General features: G+C 70.3%; 10 protein-coding genes. 2 read left to right on the forward strand and 8 right to left on the reverse strand.

Annotation, left to right across the window (positions count from 1 at the left end):
• Positions 1 to 356 precede the first annotated feature (356 nt).
• The 4 genes from ACFVXE_RS10790 to ACFVXE_RS10805 all read right to left on the reverse strand — a co-directional run bounded on the left by ACFVXE_RS10790 (position 357) and on the right by ACFVXE_RS10805 (position 4,744).
• A complete protein-coding gene (locus ACFVXE_RS10790; protein ID WP_389670781.1) occupies positions 357 to 872 on the reverse strand; it encodes an ATP-binding protein in 516 nt (171 codons plus the stop codon).
• 251 nt (positions 873 to 1,123) lie between these two features.
• Positions 1,124 to 1,891 carry an enoyl-CoA hydratase/isomerase family protein gene (locus tag ACFVXE_RS10795; protein WP_389670697.1) on the reverse strand — a complete coding sequence of 256 codons (768 nt, stop codon included), beginning with the start codon at positions 1,889 to 1,891 and terminating at the stop codon, positions 1,124 to 1,126.
• Between the two features lie 106 nt (positions 1,892 to 1,997).
• Positions 1,998 to 3,254, reverse strand: a complete 1,257-nt coding sequence (locus ACFVXE_RS10800) for an Ig-like domain-containing protein (RefSeq protein ID WP_389670698.1) — start codon at positions 3,252 to 3,254, stop codon at positions 1,998 to 2,000.
• Between the two features lie 269 nt (positions 3,255 to 3,523).
• Positions 3,524 to 4,744 (reverse strand): Ig-like domain-containing protein, encoded by a 1,221-nt coding sequence (locus ACFVXE_RS10805; RefSeq protein WP_389670699.1) that lies wholly within the window; start codon positions 4,742 to 4,744, stop codon positions 3,524 to 3,526.
• A 205-nt stretch (positions 4,745 to 4,949) separates the two neighbouring features.
• Here ACFVXE_RS10805 and glgX point away from each other — a divergent pair, with 205 nt between their 5' ends.
• Positions 4,950 to 7,166: a glycogen debranching protein GlgX gene (gene glgX, locus ACFVXE_RS10810; protein ID WP_389670700.1), complete on the forward strand. Its 2,217-nt coding sequence runs from the start codon at positions 4,950 to 4,952 to the stop codon at positions 7,164 to 7,166.
• Positions 7,167 to 7,191: 25 nt separating this feature from the next.
• Here glgX and ACFVXE_RS10815 read toward each other — a convergent pair whose 3' ends face one another.
• From ACFVXE_RS10815 to ACFVXE_RS10830, 4 genes are read right to left on the reverse strand one after another with little or no spacing between them, the layout of a single operon-like run.
• Complete coding sequence (locus ACFVXE_RS10815) at positions 7,192 to 7,842, reverse strand: response regulator (RefSeq protein WP_389670701.1); 651 nt, start codon at positions 7,840 to 7,842, stop codon at positions 7,192 to 7,194.
• Positions 7,843 to 7,895: 53 nt separating this feature from the next.
• Complete coding sequence (locus ACFVXE_RS10820) at positions 7,896 to 9,173, reverse strand: sensor histidine kinase (protein WP_389670702.1); 1,278 nt, start codon at positions 9,171 to 9,173, stop codon at positions 7,896 to 7,898.
• Between the two features lie 32 nt (positions 9,174 to 9,205).
• The gene (locus ACFVXE_RS10825) at positions 9,206 to 10,000 is read right to left on the reverse strand and encodes an ABC transporter permease (protein WP_389670703.1); all 795 of its coding nucleotides are present in this window, start codon (positions 9,998 to 10,000) and stop codon (positions 9,206 to 9,208) included.
• Between the two features lies 1 nt (position 10,001).
• On the reverse strand, positions 10,002 to 10,937 hold the full coding sequence (locus tag ACFVXE_RS10830; protein WP_389670704.1) for an ABC transporter ATP-binding protein: 936 nt from the start codon (positions 10,935 to 10,937) through the stop codon (positions 10,002 to 10,004).
• Between the two features lie 219 nt (positions 10,938 to 11,156).
• Between ACFVXE_RS10830 and ACFVXE_RS10835 the strand changes: the two genes are divergently transcribed.
• Entirely contained in the window at positions 11,157 to 13,046 is a 1,890-nt protein-coding gene (locus ACFVXE_RS10835) for an ABC transporter ATP-binding protein (RefSeq protein WP_389670705.1), read from the forward strand.
• The last annotated feature ends 83 nt before the right edge of the window (positions 13,047 to 13,129 follow it).

Genomic DNA, 13,129 nt, shown 5'->3' on the forward strand with positions numbered 1-13,129 from the left:
GCCTCACTTCGAGCTGTCGACGGGCGCGTCACCGGCAGGTTGATTCATCGACGATTCACCCGCCGAAACACATAGGCATGCACTCAATGCCAGGCCAGTGACCCATCACACCTACGATTCATCAGTAAAGTGTCACGGTATGACCAAATTTATCCGATTAGCTCTTTTGGCTCCACGGTCGCCCATCTGCCATAGTCGGTTCCACGACCCCCATTGACCCGGGCCAGGTCGTCTTATGCGGCCGTGAACACACCCCCCATTTCACGGTCCCCACACAGCAGCCCCCGCAGTGCCGCACCACGGCAGACCGGGGGCTTCTGTGCGTCACAGGGAGGGGCGGCGGCAGCGGGACCGGCTCAGCGGTCGGAGATCCGCATCTCGAACCAGGTGGTCTTGCCGCGCGGCAGCAGATCGACGCCCCAGCGGTCGGAGAGCTTGTCCACGAGGAAGAGCCCACGGCCGCTGACATCCATCTCCTGGACGGGCATGAGGCAGGGCAGTCCGCGCGAGGGGTCGCGCACCTCGATCCTGATCCAGCCGCGGCGACGCAGCATCCGCAGCCCGAAGATCCGGGCGCCGGTGTGCCTCACCGCGTTGCCGACCAGCTCCGAGACGAGCAGCACGGCATGTTCGGCGGTCTGCGGGGAGAGCGCCCACAGGCGCAGCACCACGCACGAAGTGATCCGCCGCGCGGTGGCCGCCGACTCCGGACGGGAGGGCAGCCGGACTTCGCCCTCCGTCGGATTCCCGAACAACTCCAGCGCTTTGAACGCCTGTTCGTCCTCGACGGCCGGCATCCAGCGCGCCGCAGTCGCGCCGCTGCGCTGCCGCGGCTGTTCCACACCCTCCAGGCCCGCCATGCCCACCATCATGGCCGCACGCCGGGCGTTCCGGGGCCGTTCCGCGGGAATCCCTACCCCGGAATCAGACATTCCGCAGCGGTCGACAGGCATATGCCAGAGGCAGAATGCACCCCTCGACACCCTCACCGACCTGCGCGAACACCTCGTCCGAGCGACTTTGCCAACAGGGTCGGAGGGCTGAGCCTTAAGGTTCCCTTAAGGCTCAGCTAATCCGCTCGCATGGATAAACCCGCGGTCGACTGTGCCCAACTGGCGTTCGATCAGAGGAACTTGGCCTTGCCCGGTCCCTCTTCGACGAAGCTGCGCACACCGCGCTCGCGGTCCTCGGTGGCGAACAGACCGGCGAACCAGTTCCGTTCGATCGTCAGACCGGTGTCGAGATCCGTCTCCAGCCCCGCGTCGACGGACTCCTTCGCCGCACGCAGCGCCAGGGCCGGCCCCTTGGCCAGCCGGGCCGCCCAGGCGTGCGCCTGCTCGTACACCTCGGCCGCGGGAACCACGCGGTCCACCAGGCCGATCGTCAGCGCCTCCTCGGCCTTGACGTGGCGGCCCGTGAAGATGAGGTCCTTGGCCCTGGACGGGCCGACCAGCCGGGCCAGCCGCTGGGTGCCGCCCGCGCCGGGGATCAGGCCGAGCAGGATCTCGGGCTGGCCCAGCCTGGCGTCGTCGGCGGCGATCCGGAAATCGGCGCAGAGCGCCAGCTCGCAGCCGCCGCCGAGCGCGTAGCCGGTGACGGCGGCGACCACGGGCTTGGGGATGCGGGCCACGGCGGTGAAGGAATCCTGCAACGCCCTGGACCGCACGACCATCGCCGCGTGGTCCATCACCTGCATCTCCTTGATGTCCGCGCCCGCCGCGAACACCTTCTCGCCGCCGTAGAGAACGACGGCGCGCACATCGTCGCGCCGGGTCGCCTCTTCGGCGAGTTCACGGAGCCGGTCCTGGGTGGCGACGTCCAGCGCGTTCATGGGCGGACGGTCCAGCCGGATCGTGCCGACGCCGTCGCTTGCTTCGAGGGTTACGGTCATGGAAGGCAGGTTAACCGTCGCTAACGCGGACAGGCCCGGTGCCGTTGGTCACAGCACCGGGCCTGTCGCACACCGTGCGGGAAAACCGTTTCCGTGCGGGCGGAAACTACTTGGTCCACTCCGCCCAGCTCATGTTCCAGCCGTTGAGACCGTTGTCCGGCTGGATCGTCTTGTCCCTGGAGTTCCTCACGACCACGACGTCACCGATGAGCGAGTGGTCGAAGAACCACGCCGCCGGCGTCTTGCTGCTCCAGGCGCCGCGCACGTCCTGCAGACCGACGCAGCCATGGCTGGTGTTGGTCGAGCCGAAGACGCCGGAACCTCCCCAGTAGTTGCCGTGGATGAAGGTGCCGGACGTGGACAGGCGCATCGCGTGCGGCACGTCCTTGATGTCGTACTCGCCGCCGAAGCCGACGGTGTCACCGTTCATCCGGGTCACCTTGAGCTTCTCGCTGATGACCATCTGTCCGTTGTACGTGGTGGTCGCCGGGGCGCCCGCGGAGATCGGGATGTCCCTGATCTGCTTGCCGTCGCGAACGACCTTCATCCGGTGCGTGCTCGCGTCGACGTTGCTGACCTGGCGGCGGCCGATGGTGAACGAGATCGTCTTGGCCTGCTTGCCGTAGACCCCCGGGCGTCCCTCGACCCCGTCGAGGTTGAGCTTCACGGTCACCTTGGTGCCCGCCGCCCAGTAGTCCTCCGGACGGAAGTCGAGGCGGTCGTTGCCGAACCAGTGGCCCTCGACCTGTACAGCCGGATCCGCCGTCACCGTGATGGCCTTCTCGACCGCCTCGGGGTCGGTGATGCCGCGGGTGAAGTGGATCGAGACCGGCATGCCGACACCGACCGTGGAACCGTCCTCCGGCGTGTACTGCCCGATGAAGGTGTTCTGCGGGACCAGGGTCGTGAACGTGGTGTCCTTCGCGGACTCACGCCCCTTGGAGTCCTCGGCGATCGCGTGGACCTTGTACTTCGTGGCCGCGGCCAGGTGCTGATCGGGCTCCCAGCTGGTGCCGTCCGCCGAGATCTTGCCGTCGACCGCCACGCCCTTGGGGCCGGCGACCTTGACCGCGGTCAGCTTGCCCTGCTCCGCGGAGACCTTCAGCGCTCCACTGGTGGCCACGGAGTCCGCGCCGTCCTTGGGCGCGATGGTCACCACCGCCTGCGAGGCGGTCGTGTCCGCGCTCCTGCCCTTGCCGCTGCTGCCGCCGCCCTTGTTCCCGGCTTCGCTGTCTCCCCCGCCGCACGCCGTCACCAGCAACAGCATCGCGCCCAGTACCAGAGCCAGCAGTCCGGTGGCCCCCCGGCCGCGCCGCCCGCCGGCCGCCCGGACCGATGTCCCCGATATCGGCTGCCCGTTCAATGTGGTCGTCTCCCCTCACACGGCCTGGCCCCGCCATGGCCCCGGGGGCCTCAAGGCCCCTGCCCCCGCGCGCCGAACATGCGCACTCAGCGACAGATAATCACACTGACCGTCAGGAGAACGCCCCTCGGATGTCACTGTTCAGTCCCAAGTTGCCACGGGACTTCCCCAGGTGACGGGTGGTGCGGGGGCGCAGCCGTACCGGTCCGGCCCGGTCGCCGTCCCGGGGCCCCGCGGACCCGGGGCGAGGCATCGGGCGGCCGGTCACGTCAGCGGAGCGCGGAGCCCTCCTTCCACCGGGTCCAGCTCAGGTTCCAGCCGCCCAGGCCGTTGTCCGGCGCAACCTGCTCGTCCTTGGAGTTGACGACCTCGACGACGTCCCCGATGAGCGTCCGGTCGAAGAACCAGCGGGCCGGGGTGGACCCGTTGCCGCCCTTCACATCGGCCAGCCCGACACAGCCGTGGCTGACGTTGGCCGAGCCGAAGACGTCACCGGACGCCCAGTAGTTGCCGTGCAGGAAGGTTCCGGAGTCGGTGAGCCGGATGGCGTGCGGTACGTCCTTGATGTCGTACTCGCCGCCGAAGCCGACCGTCCGGCCGTCCATCCGGGTCACGTCGTGCATCTCGGTGGCCACCATCTTCCCGTTGTAGGTGTCCGTGCCCGGGGCGCCCGCCGTGATCGGCAGCTTGGACACGACCCGGCCGTTGCGGCGTACGACCATGGTGTGTCGGGCGGCGTCCACCCTGGAGACCTGGGAACGGCCCACCCGGAAGGTGACCGTCTTCTGCTGGCTGCCGAACACCCCGGGGGCGGCCTCCACATCGCGCAGCGCCACCGCGACGGTGACCTCGGTGCCCGGCTTCCAGTACCTGGCGGGGCGGAAGTCCAGCCGCCGTCCGCCGAACCAGTGGCCCACCACCGGCACCGCCGGCCTCGCGGTGATCCGGATGGCCCGCTGCACCGCGGCCCGGTCGCCGACCTCCCGGTTGAAGTCGAAGGAGACGATCATCCCGGTACCGACGGTCGCCCGGTTCTCCGGTTTGAAGTAGCCGATCAGCTGGTGTCCGGGAACCGCGGTGGTGAAGGTGGCGTGACGGGCCGACCGGTGCCCGGCCCCGTCCCGGGCCACCACGTCGACGCTGTACTTGGCCGCCATGGCCAGCCGGCCCGATGCGCCGTGCGGGGCCCACGAGCGGCCGTCCCGCGCGATCCGGCCCGGTACCTCCCGCTGCTGCGCGTCCTCGATCCGCATCACCTCGACCCGCTCCAGCCGCCCGGAGGGAACCCTCACCTCGATCCGGTCGTCGGGCCCGACGTTCCTGACCCCGTCCTGCGGGGTGATCCTGATCGCGTACTGAGGCGCTCTCGGCTTCTCGCCGACGACGGGTTCGTCCTCGGTACAGCCGGTCAGGACGGCCAGCACGACAAGTAGTCCCGCTGTCAGCACGGTGGCCGCGCTCGCCCCTGTCTTCTTCGCTACATGGTTCACGTCCCCCCAACGACCGGGGTCAGTCGGGGGAAACGTGAGTGGGGGCCCCGCCGTGGGCAGAACAGAGGGGAGGACCACACTCGGGGAGCCGCGGCCGGGACGCCGTGCGCTCCTCCTCGGTGCCGGGTCCAGATGAGCCGCGGGAGGCTGAGAGGTGTCGAGCGCAGCCGAGCAGGAGGCAGTGCCAGGACCGGTCAGAGAAGCGATGGAACGGGCATCGGAGGAGGCGGGAGCCGGCCCGGCAGAGGGGAGGGTGGTCTCCGGCGAGCGGCGGCCACCGACCGTGTGGCCCGGGGCGCCCACGCCGCTGGGGGCCCGCTTCCGGGTGGGTCCGGACGGCGTGGCGGGTACCAACTTCGCGCTCTGGGCGGGCGGCGCCGAGGCGGTGGAACTCTGCCTCTTCGACGAGGACGGAGACGAGACCCGCCTCCCGCTGACCGAGCTCACCCATGAGATCTGGCACGGCTTCGTGCCGGGCGTGCAGCCGGGCCGGCGGTACGGCTACCGGGTGCACGGCCGCTGGGACCCCTGGACGGGGGCCCGGTGGAACGCCGCGAAGCTGCTCCTCGATCCTTACGCACGAGCGGTGGACGGCTCGTTCACCCTGCCGGCCGAGGTGTACGGCCATGTGCGGGACTGGCCGCAACAGCAGGTCGCCGACACCGTCCGCGACGAACGGGACTCCGCACCGTACGTACCGAAGGGTGTGGTCGTCCACGACGACGACGACTGGGCGGAGGACCGGCGCCCCAAGACCCCCTGGGCCGACTCCGTCATCTACGAGCTGCACGTGCGCGGCTTCACCCGACTGCACCCCGGGATCCCCGAGGAGCTGCGGGGCACCTACGCCGGACTCGCCCACCCGGCGGCGATCGGTCATCTGCGGCGGCTCGGGGTGACGGCGGTGGAGCTGCTGCCGGTGCATCAGTTCGCCCACGAGGACCATCTGCTCCGGCGCGGACTGCACAACTACTGGGGCTACAACTCGATCGGCTACTTCGCCCCGCACGCGGGTTACTCGGCCAGCGGTACGAACGGCCAGCAGGTGGGCGAGTTCAAGCGGATGGTGCGGGCGCTGCACGACGCCGGCATCGAGGTGATCCTCGATGTGGTCTACAACCACACGGCGGAGGCCGGCGAGCTCGGTCCGATGCTCTCGCTGCGCGGCATCGACAACCGCGGCTACTACCGGCTCCAGTCCGACGCCCGCCGCTACGCCGACTACACCGGGTGCGGCAACACCCTGCACGTGGTGCAGCCGCATGTGCTGCGGCTGATCACGGACTCGCTCCGGTACTGGGTCACGGAGATGGGCGTCGACGGCTTCCGCTTCGATCTGGCGGCGGCGCTGGCCCGCTCGATGCACGACGTCGACATGCTGTCGCCGTTCCTCGCGGTGATCGCCCAGGACCCGGTGCTGCGCCGGGTGAAGCTGATCGCCGAACCGTGGGACGTCGGCAACGGCGGCTACCAGGTGGGTGCCTTCCCGCCGCTGTGGACCGAGTGGAACGACCGCTACCGCGACGCCGTGCGGGACTTCTGGCGCGGCGCCCTGCCGGACGTCCGGGATCTCGGTTACCGGCTGACCGGGTCCAGCGATCTGTACGCGTGGGGCGGCCGGCGCCCGTACGCCTCGGTCAACTTCATCACCGCGCACGACGGCTTCACCCTGCGCGACCTGGTCAGTTACGAGCAGAAGCACAACGAGGCCAACGGCGAGGGGAACCGGGACGGGACGTCGGACAACCGGGCCTGGAACTGCGGCGCCGAGGGCGAGACCGACCTCACCGATGTCAACGCGCTCCGCCGCCGCCAGCTGCGCAATCTGCTCACCACGCTGCTGCTGTCGACCGGGGTGCCGATGCTGGTGGCGGGCGACGAGATGGGCCGTACGCAGGGCGGCAACAACAACGCGTACTGCCAGGACAACGAAGTCAGCTGGCTGGACTGGTCGCTGCTCGACCAGCCGCAGTGGCGGGAGCTGACCGAGCTCACGGCGCGACTGCTCACGCTGCGCCACACCCATCCGGTGCTGCGCCGCCGCGCGTTCTTCGCCGGCCGGCCGCAGGCCCCGGACGGGCTGCGCGACCTGGCGTGGTTCACCCGGGACGGTGCGGAGATGACGGAGGGGGACTGGTACGCACCGGCCGCGACGATCGGTCTCTATCTCTCCGGGCGTGACATCCCGGGCCGGGACGCGCGTGGCGAGCAGGTGACGGACGACAGTTTCCTGGCGATCCTGCACGCCGCCGACCGCCCGACCGGTTTCCGGCTGCCCGGTCCGCCGTGGGCGCAGACGTACGAACTGGTGCTGGACACCTCGCGGGAGGACCAGACCACCGCGCCGGGCACGGTGCACCGGGGCGACGAGCTGCTGACCGTGCCGGCGCGGGCGGTGGTGCTGTTGCGCGTCAGGGAGTGAAGGGGCGGGCGCGGGAGGGACCGGGTCAGCCGAGGATGCCGCGGTCGTAGGCGACCGCGACGGCCGCGGCGCGGTCCTTGACGCCCAGTTTGGCGAACATGTGGGTGAGATGGGTCTTCACCGTCGCCTCGCTGATGAAGAGTTCGGCGGCGATGCCACGGTTGGAGGTGCCCTTGGCGACGAGTTCGAGCACCTCGCGCTCGCGTGCGGAGAGCGCTTCGTTGCCCGGAGCACCGGGCGTGCGCACCCGGGTGATCAACCGGGTGGCGACGGCGGGCGACAGCACGGTGCGGCCGTCGGCGGCGGCGCGGACGGCGGTGAACAGCTCGTCCCGGGGCGCGTCCTTGAGCAGATAGCCGGTCGCACCCGCCTCGATCGCGGGCAGGGTGTCGGAGTCGGTGTCGTAGGTGGTGAGAACGAGCACCCTGGAACGGGCGCCGCGCCGGACGAGTTCGGCGATCGCGGCGACTCCGCCGCCGCCCGGCATCCGCAGGTCCATCAGGACGACGTCCGGGTCGAGCCGGGCGACGAGATCGACGCCCTCGACACCGTCGGCCGCCTCGCCGAGCACCTCGAAGCCCGGAGCCGACTCGAACATGCCGCGCAGACCGTCCCGTACGACGGGGTGGTCGTCGACGACGATGAGAGTGATGGTGCGAGCGGTTCCGTCGGCCATGGCGCCTCCACCGTACGTGTTGCCCGGACCCGCGTCGCCGGGATGCGCGTGGCTCAATGATGAGGCACCAGCGGGACGCGGGCGGAGACCGCCGCCCCGTTGCCCGGTTCCGACTCCACCACGACGGCGCCCGCCATGCGTTCGGCGCGGGCGTTCATACCGCCGAGACCGAAACCGTCCGAGCCCCGGTACGGCGGCAGGGCCACGGGGTCGAAGCCGCAACCGTCGTCCCGCACGTCGAGGGTGACCTCGTCACCCATGAAGGAGAGCGTGACGCCGACCCGGGCGGCCCCGGAGTGACGGCCGACGTTGGCGAGCGCCTCCTCGGCGATGCGGAGCAGCGTGACGCCGACCTCGTCATGCAGCGGCTCGACGGTACCGGTGACGGTGAACTCGGCGCGTACACCCGTCCGTTCCGCCCAGCTCGCGACGGTCTTCCCGAGCGCCTCGGGAAGGGCGTCGTGGGCCAGTGCGACGGGGACCAGATTGCTCACGGACCGGCGTGCCTCGCCGAGGCTGTGCCGGGCGAGCGCTGCGGCGCGGTCGAGGTGCACGCGGGCCAGCGCCGGATCGGAGTCGGCGGTGGAGGCGACCACCTGGAGCTGGGTGATGATGCCGGTCAGCCCCTGGGCGATGGTGTCGTGGATCTCCGCGGCGAGCCGGCTCCGCTCGTCGGCCACCCCCGCCTCACGGGCCTGGACGAGGAGTTGGGCGTGCAGGCCGGCGTTCTCCGTCAGGGCCTGTTCGAGACGGGCGTTGGCGGACTCCAGTTCGGCGATGGTGTCGAGCTGGGTACGGGCGTGCTCGGCCTCCCGGGTGCCGATCTGCGCAAAGACGAGGACGAGAGTGCTGTGCAGGGCGAGGAGGATGCCGAAGGCCGTCCAGTTCGTCAGTGTGTCCGGCGGGAAACCGCTGCCGCACTGGGAGCCCGCCATGGTGACGGCGGTGGCCAGCATCCCGACGCGTGCGGCCCGCTTGGGGAGGAGGCGCGCCGCGTCGAAGTAGCCGAGGAGCGCGAACATGGAGAAGAACGGGCTGCTCCAGCTCAGCACGAAGGCGAGGACCGTGCGTGACACGAAGTAGACCCACGGGGACCACGACCGCCCGGCAGGCCGGCGCCGGATCCAGCTCCACCAGAGCTGGAGCATCAGCGCCACCGGGACCAGTACCCCGGCCACGTACATCCCGGTACGGCTCATGATGAGGTCGGCGGACATCGCCGAGACGACGGTGGCCAGCCCGAGCAGACCGTACGGCCCGTACCGGAAGAACTGTTCCCACCCCTGCTCGGCCGCCGCTGCCGCGTTCCGGCCGGTGCGCCCCGCTCCCATGGGGGCAGTCTGCCCCGGATCGGCCTGCCGCGTCACTCCCACTTGAACCAGCGGGCGGCCGCGGCAGCCGGCAGGACCGTCCACAGGGCCATCACCCCCAGGTCCGCCCAGCCCGGCCAGCCGCCGGAGGCCGCCCGGTCCAGTGCCTGGGAGGCCGCGCCGAAGGGCGTGCACCCGACGATCCGGCGGAGGGTGCCGGGCATCGCCTGGACCGGCAGCCAGACGCCCGCGGTGAACATCATCACGAGGTAGACGACCGAGCTGACGGCGGCGGAGACCTTGGTGGTCCGGGACAGCGCGCTGACCATGGCACCGAGGGCGAGGACGCTCGCGGTCGCCAGGAGCAGGGCGAGCAGGTAGCCGACGGGCTGACCGGGCAACCGCACGTCGAAGGCGATCCGGCCGACGGCCATGACCAGCACGGCCGAGCCCAGGGCGGCGGCGCCGTGCACCGTGATCTGTGCGGTGAGCAGGGCGGACGGACGTGCCGGCGTGGTCGACATGCGGCGCAGGATGCCCCGTTCGCGATAGCCGGTGAGGACGGGCGGCATGGCCTGGAGCCCGGACATGATCATGGCGAGCAGTACGGCCACCGGCACATACAGGTCGATCACGCGGCGGCCGCCGAGGCCGTCGTCGACTTCCCGGTAGGACGGGACCAGTCCGAGGATCGTCATCAGGACGGTCGGGAAGACGAGGATCCAGAAGAGGCTGCCGGGCTCACGGAGGAAGAGCCGGGTCTCGCAGGTGAGAACGGCGAGGGAGCGAGCCGATGCAGAAGAGGGGGCGGAGGGGGCCGGAGGGTTCGATGCGAGCGGTGTGGTCATCTCAGGCCGCCTGTTCCGTGTCTGCTTCTGCTGCTTCTGCCGGTGTCCCAGTGAGGTCGAGGAAGGCGTCGTCCAAGGTCGCTTCGGACACGCGCAGTTGATGTGCGGTGACGTGATGCCGGGCCAGTAGCGAGATCACCGCGTTGACGGTCTCGTCGGTGCCGTTGATGACGACCCGGTCCCCCTTCCGCTCGACCGATGCCGCGGCGGGGAGCGCCGCCAGATCGTCGGCGGCGAGCGGTTGCGAAGGGGTGAAGGAGATGACGGTGGAGCTGCCGGCCTTGCGGATCAGGCCGGACGGGGTGTCGAGGGCGACGACCTTCCCCTTGTCGATCACGGCGATCCGGTCGCAGAGGCGTTGTGCCTCCTCCATGAAGTGGGTGACCAGGAGGACGGTCACGCCGCTCTCCCGTACCTCTTCGATCAGCTGCCAGGTGTCGCGTCGGGCACGCGGATCGAGTCCGGTGGTCAGCTCGTCGAGCACCACGACCCGCGGGTCGCCGACCAGGGCGAGGGCGATGGACAGCCGCTGCTTCTGGCCGCCCGACAGCTCGGCGAACCGGGTGGTGAGCCCGGTGTGCAGACCGAGCCGCTCGGCCAGGGTCCGCCAGTCGGCGGGTTCCGGATAAAAGGCGCTGTACAGCTCCAGCGCCTCGCGCACCGTGAGCTTGGCCTGCAGCTCGCTCTCCTGGAGCTGGGCGCCGAGGAGCTGTGTCACTCGGCCGTGGTCGGCGACCGGATCAAGGCCGGCGACCCGGACCGTACCGGCGTCGGGGATCCGCAGCCCCTCGACGCATTCGACAGTGGTGGTCTTGCCGGCGCCGTTGGGGCCGAGAATCCCGAAGATCTCCCCCTCGTCGACGGCGAAGGTGACACCGTCCACCGCGGGGCGCCCGCCGTAGGCCTTGCGCAACGCGTTCACTTCGATGAGTGCCATGGCTACGAGGGTCCCGTCGGGCAGGCTCGCACGGCATCGGCCATCGCGCTCGAACCGGCATCAACCGATCGGCTGATGCCGCGATACGACCCGGGTCCCGGGACGACGGCTCGGGTCCTTGCCCCGAGCCCCCCACTCAGGCCATTCAGGGGCCGTATGTCGACAGAGCGACGAAAACCAGATGAGCGATGTCAGTGGTGAACCGTAGGCTCGCCCCTGATGCCCGAAACACATGTAGAGCCCAAGAACCGGTCCACCGCGCAGTCCCTGCTGCGGCTGTGGCCTTATGTGAAGCCTGTACGGATTCGCCTGTTCGGCGCGGCGGCGGTGGCGATCGTCGCTTCCTGTCTCGGCCTGGTGATACCGCTCGTACTGAAGTGGATCGTCGACGGCCCGGTCGCGCACCGCGACCCGGGCGGCGTCTGGCTCGGCGCGCTGTGCCTGCTGCTGCTGGGCATCCTCGAGGCGGTGCTCTTCGGGGTGCGACGGTGGCTGGTGGCGCGGCCGCTGGCGGGCGTCGAGGCGTCGATGCGGGCCGATCTCTACCGGCATCTGCAACGGCTCCCGGTGGCCTTCCACGACCGCTGGCCGTCGGGGCAGCTGCTGTCGCGCGGCACCACGGATCTGATGCTGATCCGCATGTTCCTGGCGTTCCCGCTGACGTTCCTGCTGGTCAACGCGACCACGATCCTGGTCGGTTTCGTCATCCTGCTGGTGCAGCAGTGGACGCTCGGCCTGGTACTGATGGCTCCTGTCGTGCCGCTGGTCATTCTCTGCTCGGTCTTCGAGACGAAGTACGCGGTGGTGGCGCGCCAGGCCCAGGACCAGGTCGGCGATCTGACGACGGTCGTCGAGGAGAGCGTGCTCGGGATCCGCATCATCAAGGGCTTCGGGCGGCACCGGAGCCAGGCACTCGCCTTCCGCGGTCTCGCGCAGCGGCTGCGCGGCACCGAACTCGACAAGGCACGGCTGCTGGCGGGCATCTGGGGCTTCATCACCACGATTCCGGAGCTGGCGATCGGTGCGGCGCTGGTGCTCGGCACCATCCAGGTCGCGGACGGAGAGCTCTCGGCGGGCACCCTGGTGGCCTTCCTGTCGACCGCGCTGGCGCTGCGGTGGCCGGTCGAGTCGATCGGGTTCCTGCTGGCGATGAGCCAGGAGTCGGCGACGGCGACCGAGCGGTTCTTCGAGGTGATGGACGTCGAGGAGGAGCGCGATACGGCCGGGACGTCCTCCCCGGAGACTCCGGCGGCGCGTTCCGCGAAGGCTTCCTCCCTCGTTTCCTCCCCGGCCTCCCCCTCGCCGGACGGCGGAATGGCCTTCGAGGGTGTCGAGTTCCGCTACCCCGACGCGGAGCCGGGGTCCGTGCCCGTACTGGCCCGGATCGATCTGCGGATCCGCCCCGGCGAGACGATGGCTCTGGTCGGGGCCACCGGATCCGGCAAGACGACGCTGACCGCGCTCGTACCACGGCTGCACGACGCCACCGCGGGACGGATCACGCTCGACGGTGTCGACATCACCACCATGCCGCGCGAACACCTGCGCGAGCTGGTGTCCGTGGCGTTCGAGGAGCCGACGCTCTTCTCGGCGAGCGTCGGCGAGAACGTCCTCATGGGCGCCGAGGACGCAGGCGAGGACGGACTGCGGCGGGCGCTGTCCGTCGCACAGGCCGACTTCGTGCACGAGCTGCCGCACGGCATCGACACCCAGGTCGGCGAGCAGGGACTCAGCCTCTCCGGCGGCCAGCGGCAGCGCCTGGCGCTGGCCCGGGCCGTCGTCGGGAAGCCGCGCTTCCTGGTACTGGACGATCCGCTCTCGGCGCTGGACGTGCATACGGAGGCGTTGGTGGAGGCCGCGCTGCGCCGGGTGCTGGAGTCGACCACAGCCATCGTGGTCGCCCATCGGCCGTCCACCGTGATGCTGGCGGACCGGGTGGCTCTGCTCTCGGAGGGCCGGATCAGTGCAGTCGGCACCCATCAGGAACTGCTGCGCAGCAGCGCCGAGTACGCCTGGCTGATGTCCGGCGCCGGGGACGCGCCCGCATTCATGCCCGCCGACGGCGCGCTCGCCATGAACGTCTCTGCCGAGGAGGGCAGCACTCGATGACCGACACGACGGCAGGGCGTCCGGCCGGTGACGCCGCAAGCGACGAGAACGACGCCCGGATGGACACGCCGGAGGCAGCAGGC

Origin of the sequence: Streptomyces sp. NPDC058231 (genome assembly GCF_042882275.1) — a bacterium.
GTDB lineage: Bacteria > Actinomycetota > Actinomycetes > Streptomycetales > Streptomycetaceae > Streptomyces.

What these genes read in the sequence shown, in the direction of transcription:
- ACFVXE_RS10835 (WP_389670705.1), top strand. Translation starts at nt 11,157, where the DNA reads ATGCCCGAAACACATGTAGAGCCCAAGAACCGGTCCACCGCGCAGTCC.
- ACFVXE_RS10830 (WP_389670704.1), bottom strand. Translation starts at nt 10,937, where the DNA reads ATGGCACTCATCGAAGTGAACGCGTTGCGCAAGGCCTACGGCGGGCGC.
- ACFVXE_RS10815 (WP_389670701.1), bottom strand. Translation starts at nt 7,842, where the DNA reads ATGGCCGACGGAACCGCTCGCACCATCACTCTCATCGTCGTCGACGAC.
- ACFVXE_RS10795 (WP_389670697.1), bottom strand. Translation starts at nt 1,891, where the DNA reads ATGACCGTAACCCTCGAAGCAAGCGACGGCGTCGGCACGATCCGGCTG.
- glgX (WP_389670700.1), top strand. Translation starts at nt 4,950, where the DNA reads ATGGAACGGGCATCGGAGGAGGCGGGAGCCGGCCCGGCAGAGGGGAGG.
- ACFVXE_RS10820 (WP_389670702.1), bottom strand. Translation starts at nt 9,173, where the DNA reads ATGGGAGCGGGGCGCACCGGCCGGAACGCGGCAGCGGCGGCCGAGCAG.
- ACFVXE_RS10790 (WP_389670781.1), bottom strand. Translation starts at nt 872, where the DNA reads ATGATGGTGGGCATGGCGGGCCTGGAGGGTGTGGAACAGCCGCGGCAG.
- ACFVXE_RS10825 (WP_389670703.1), bottom strand. Translation starts at nt 10,000, where the DNA reads ATGACCACACCGCTCGCATCGAACCCTCCGGCCCCCTCCGCCCCCTCT.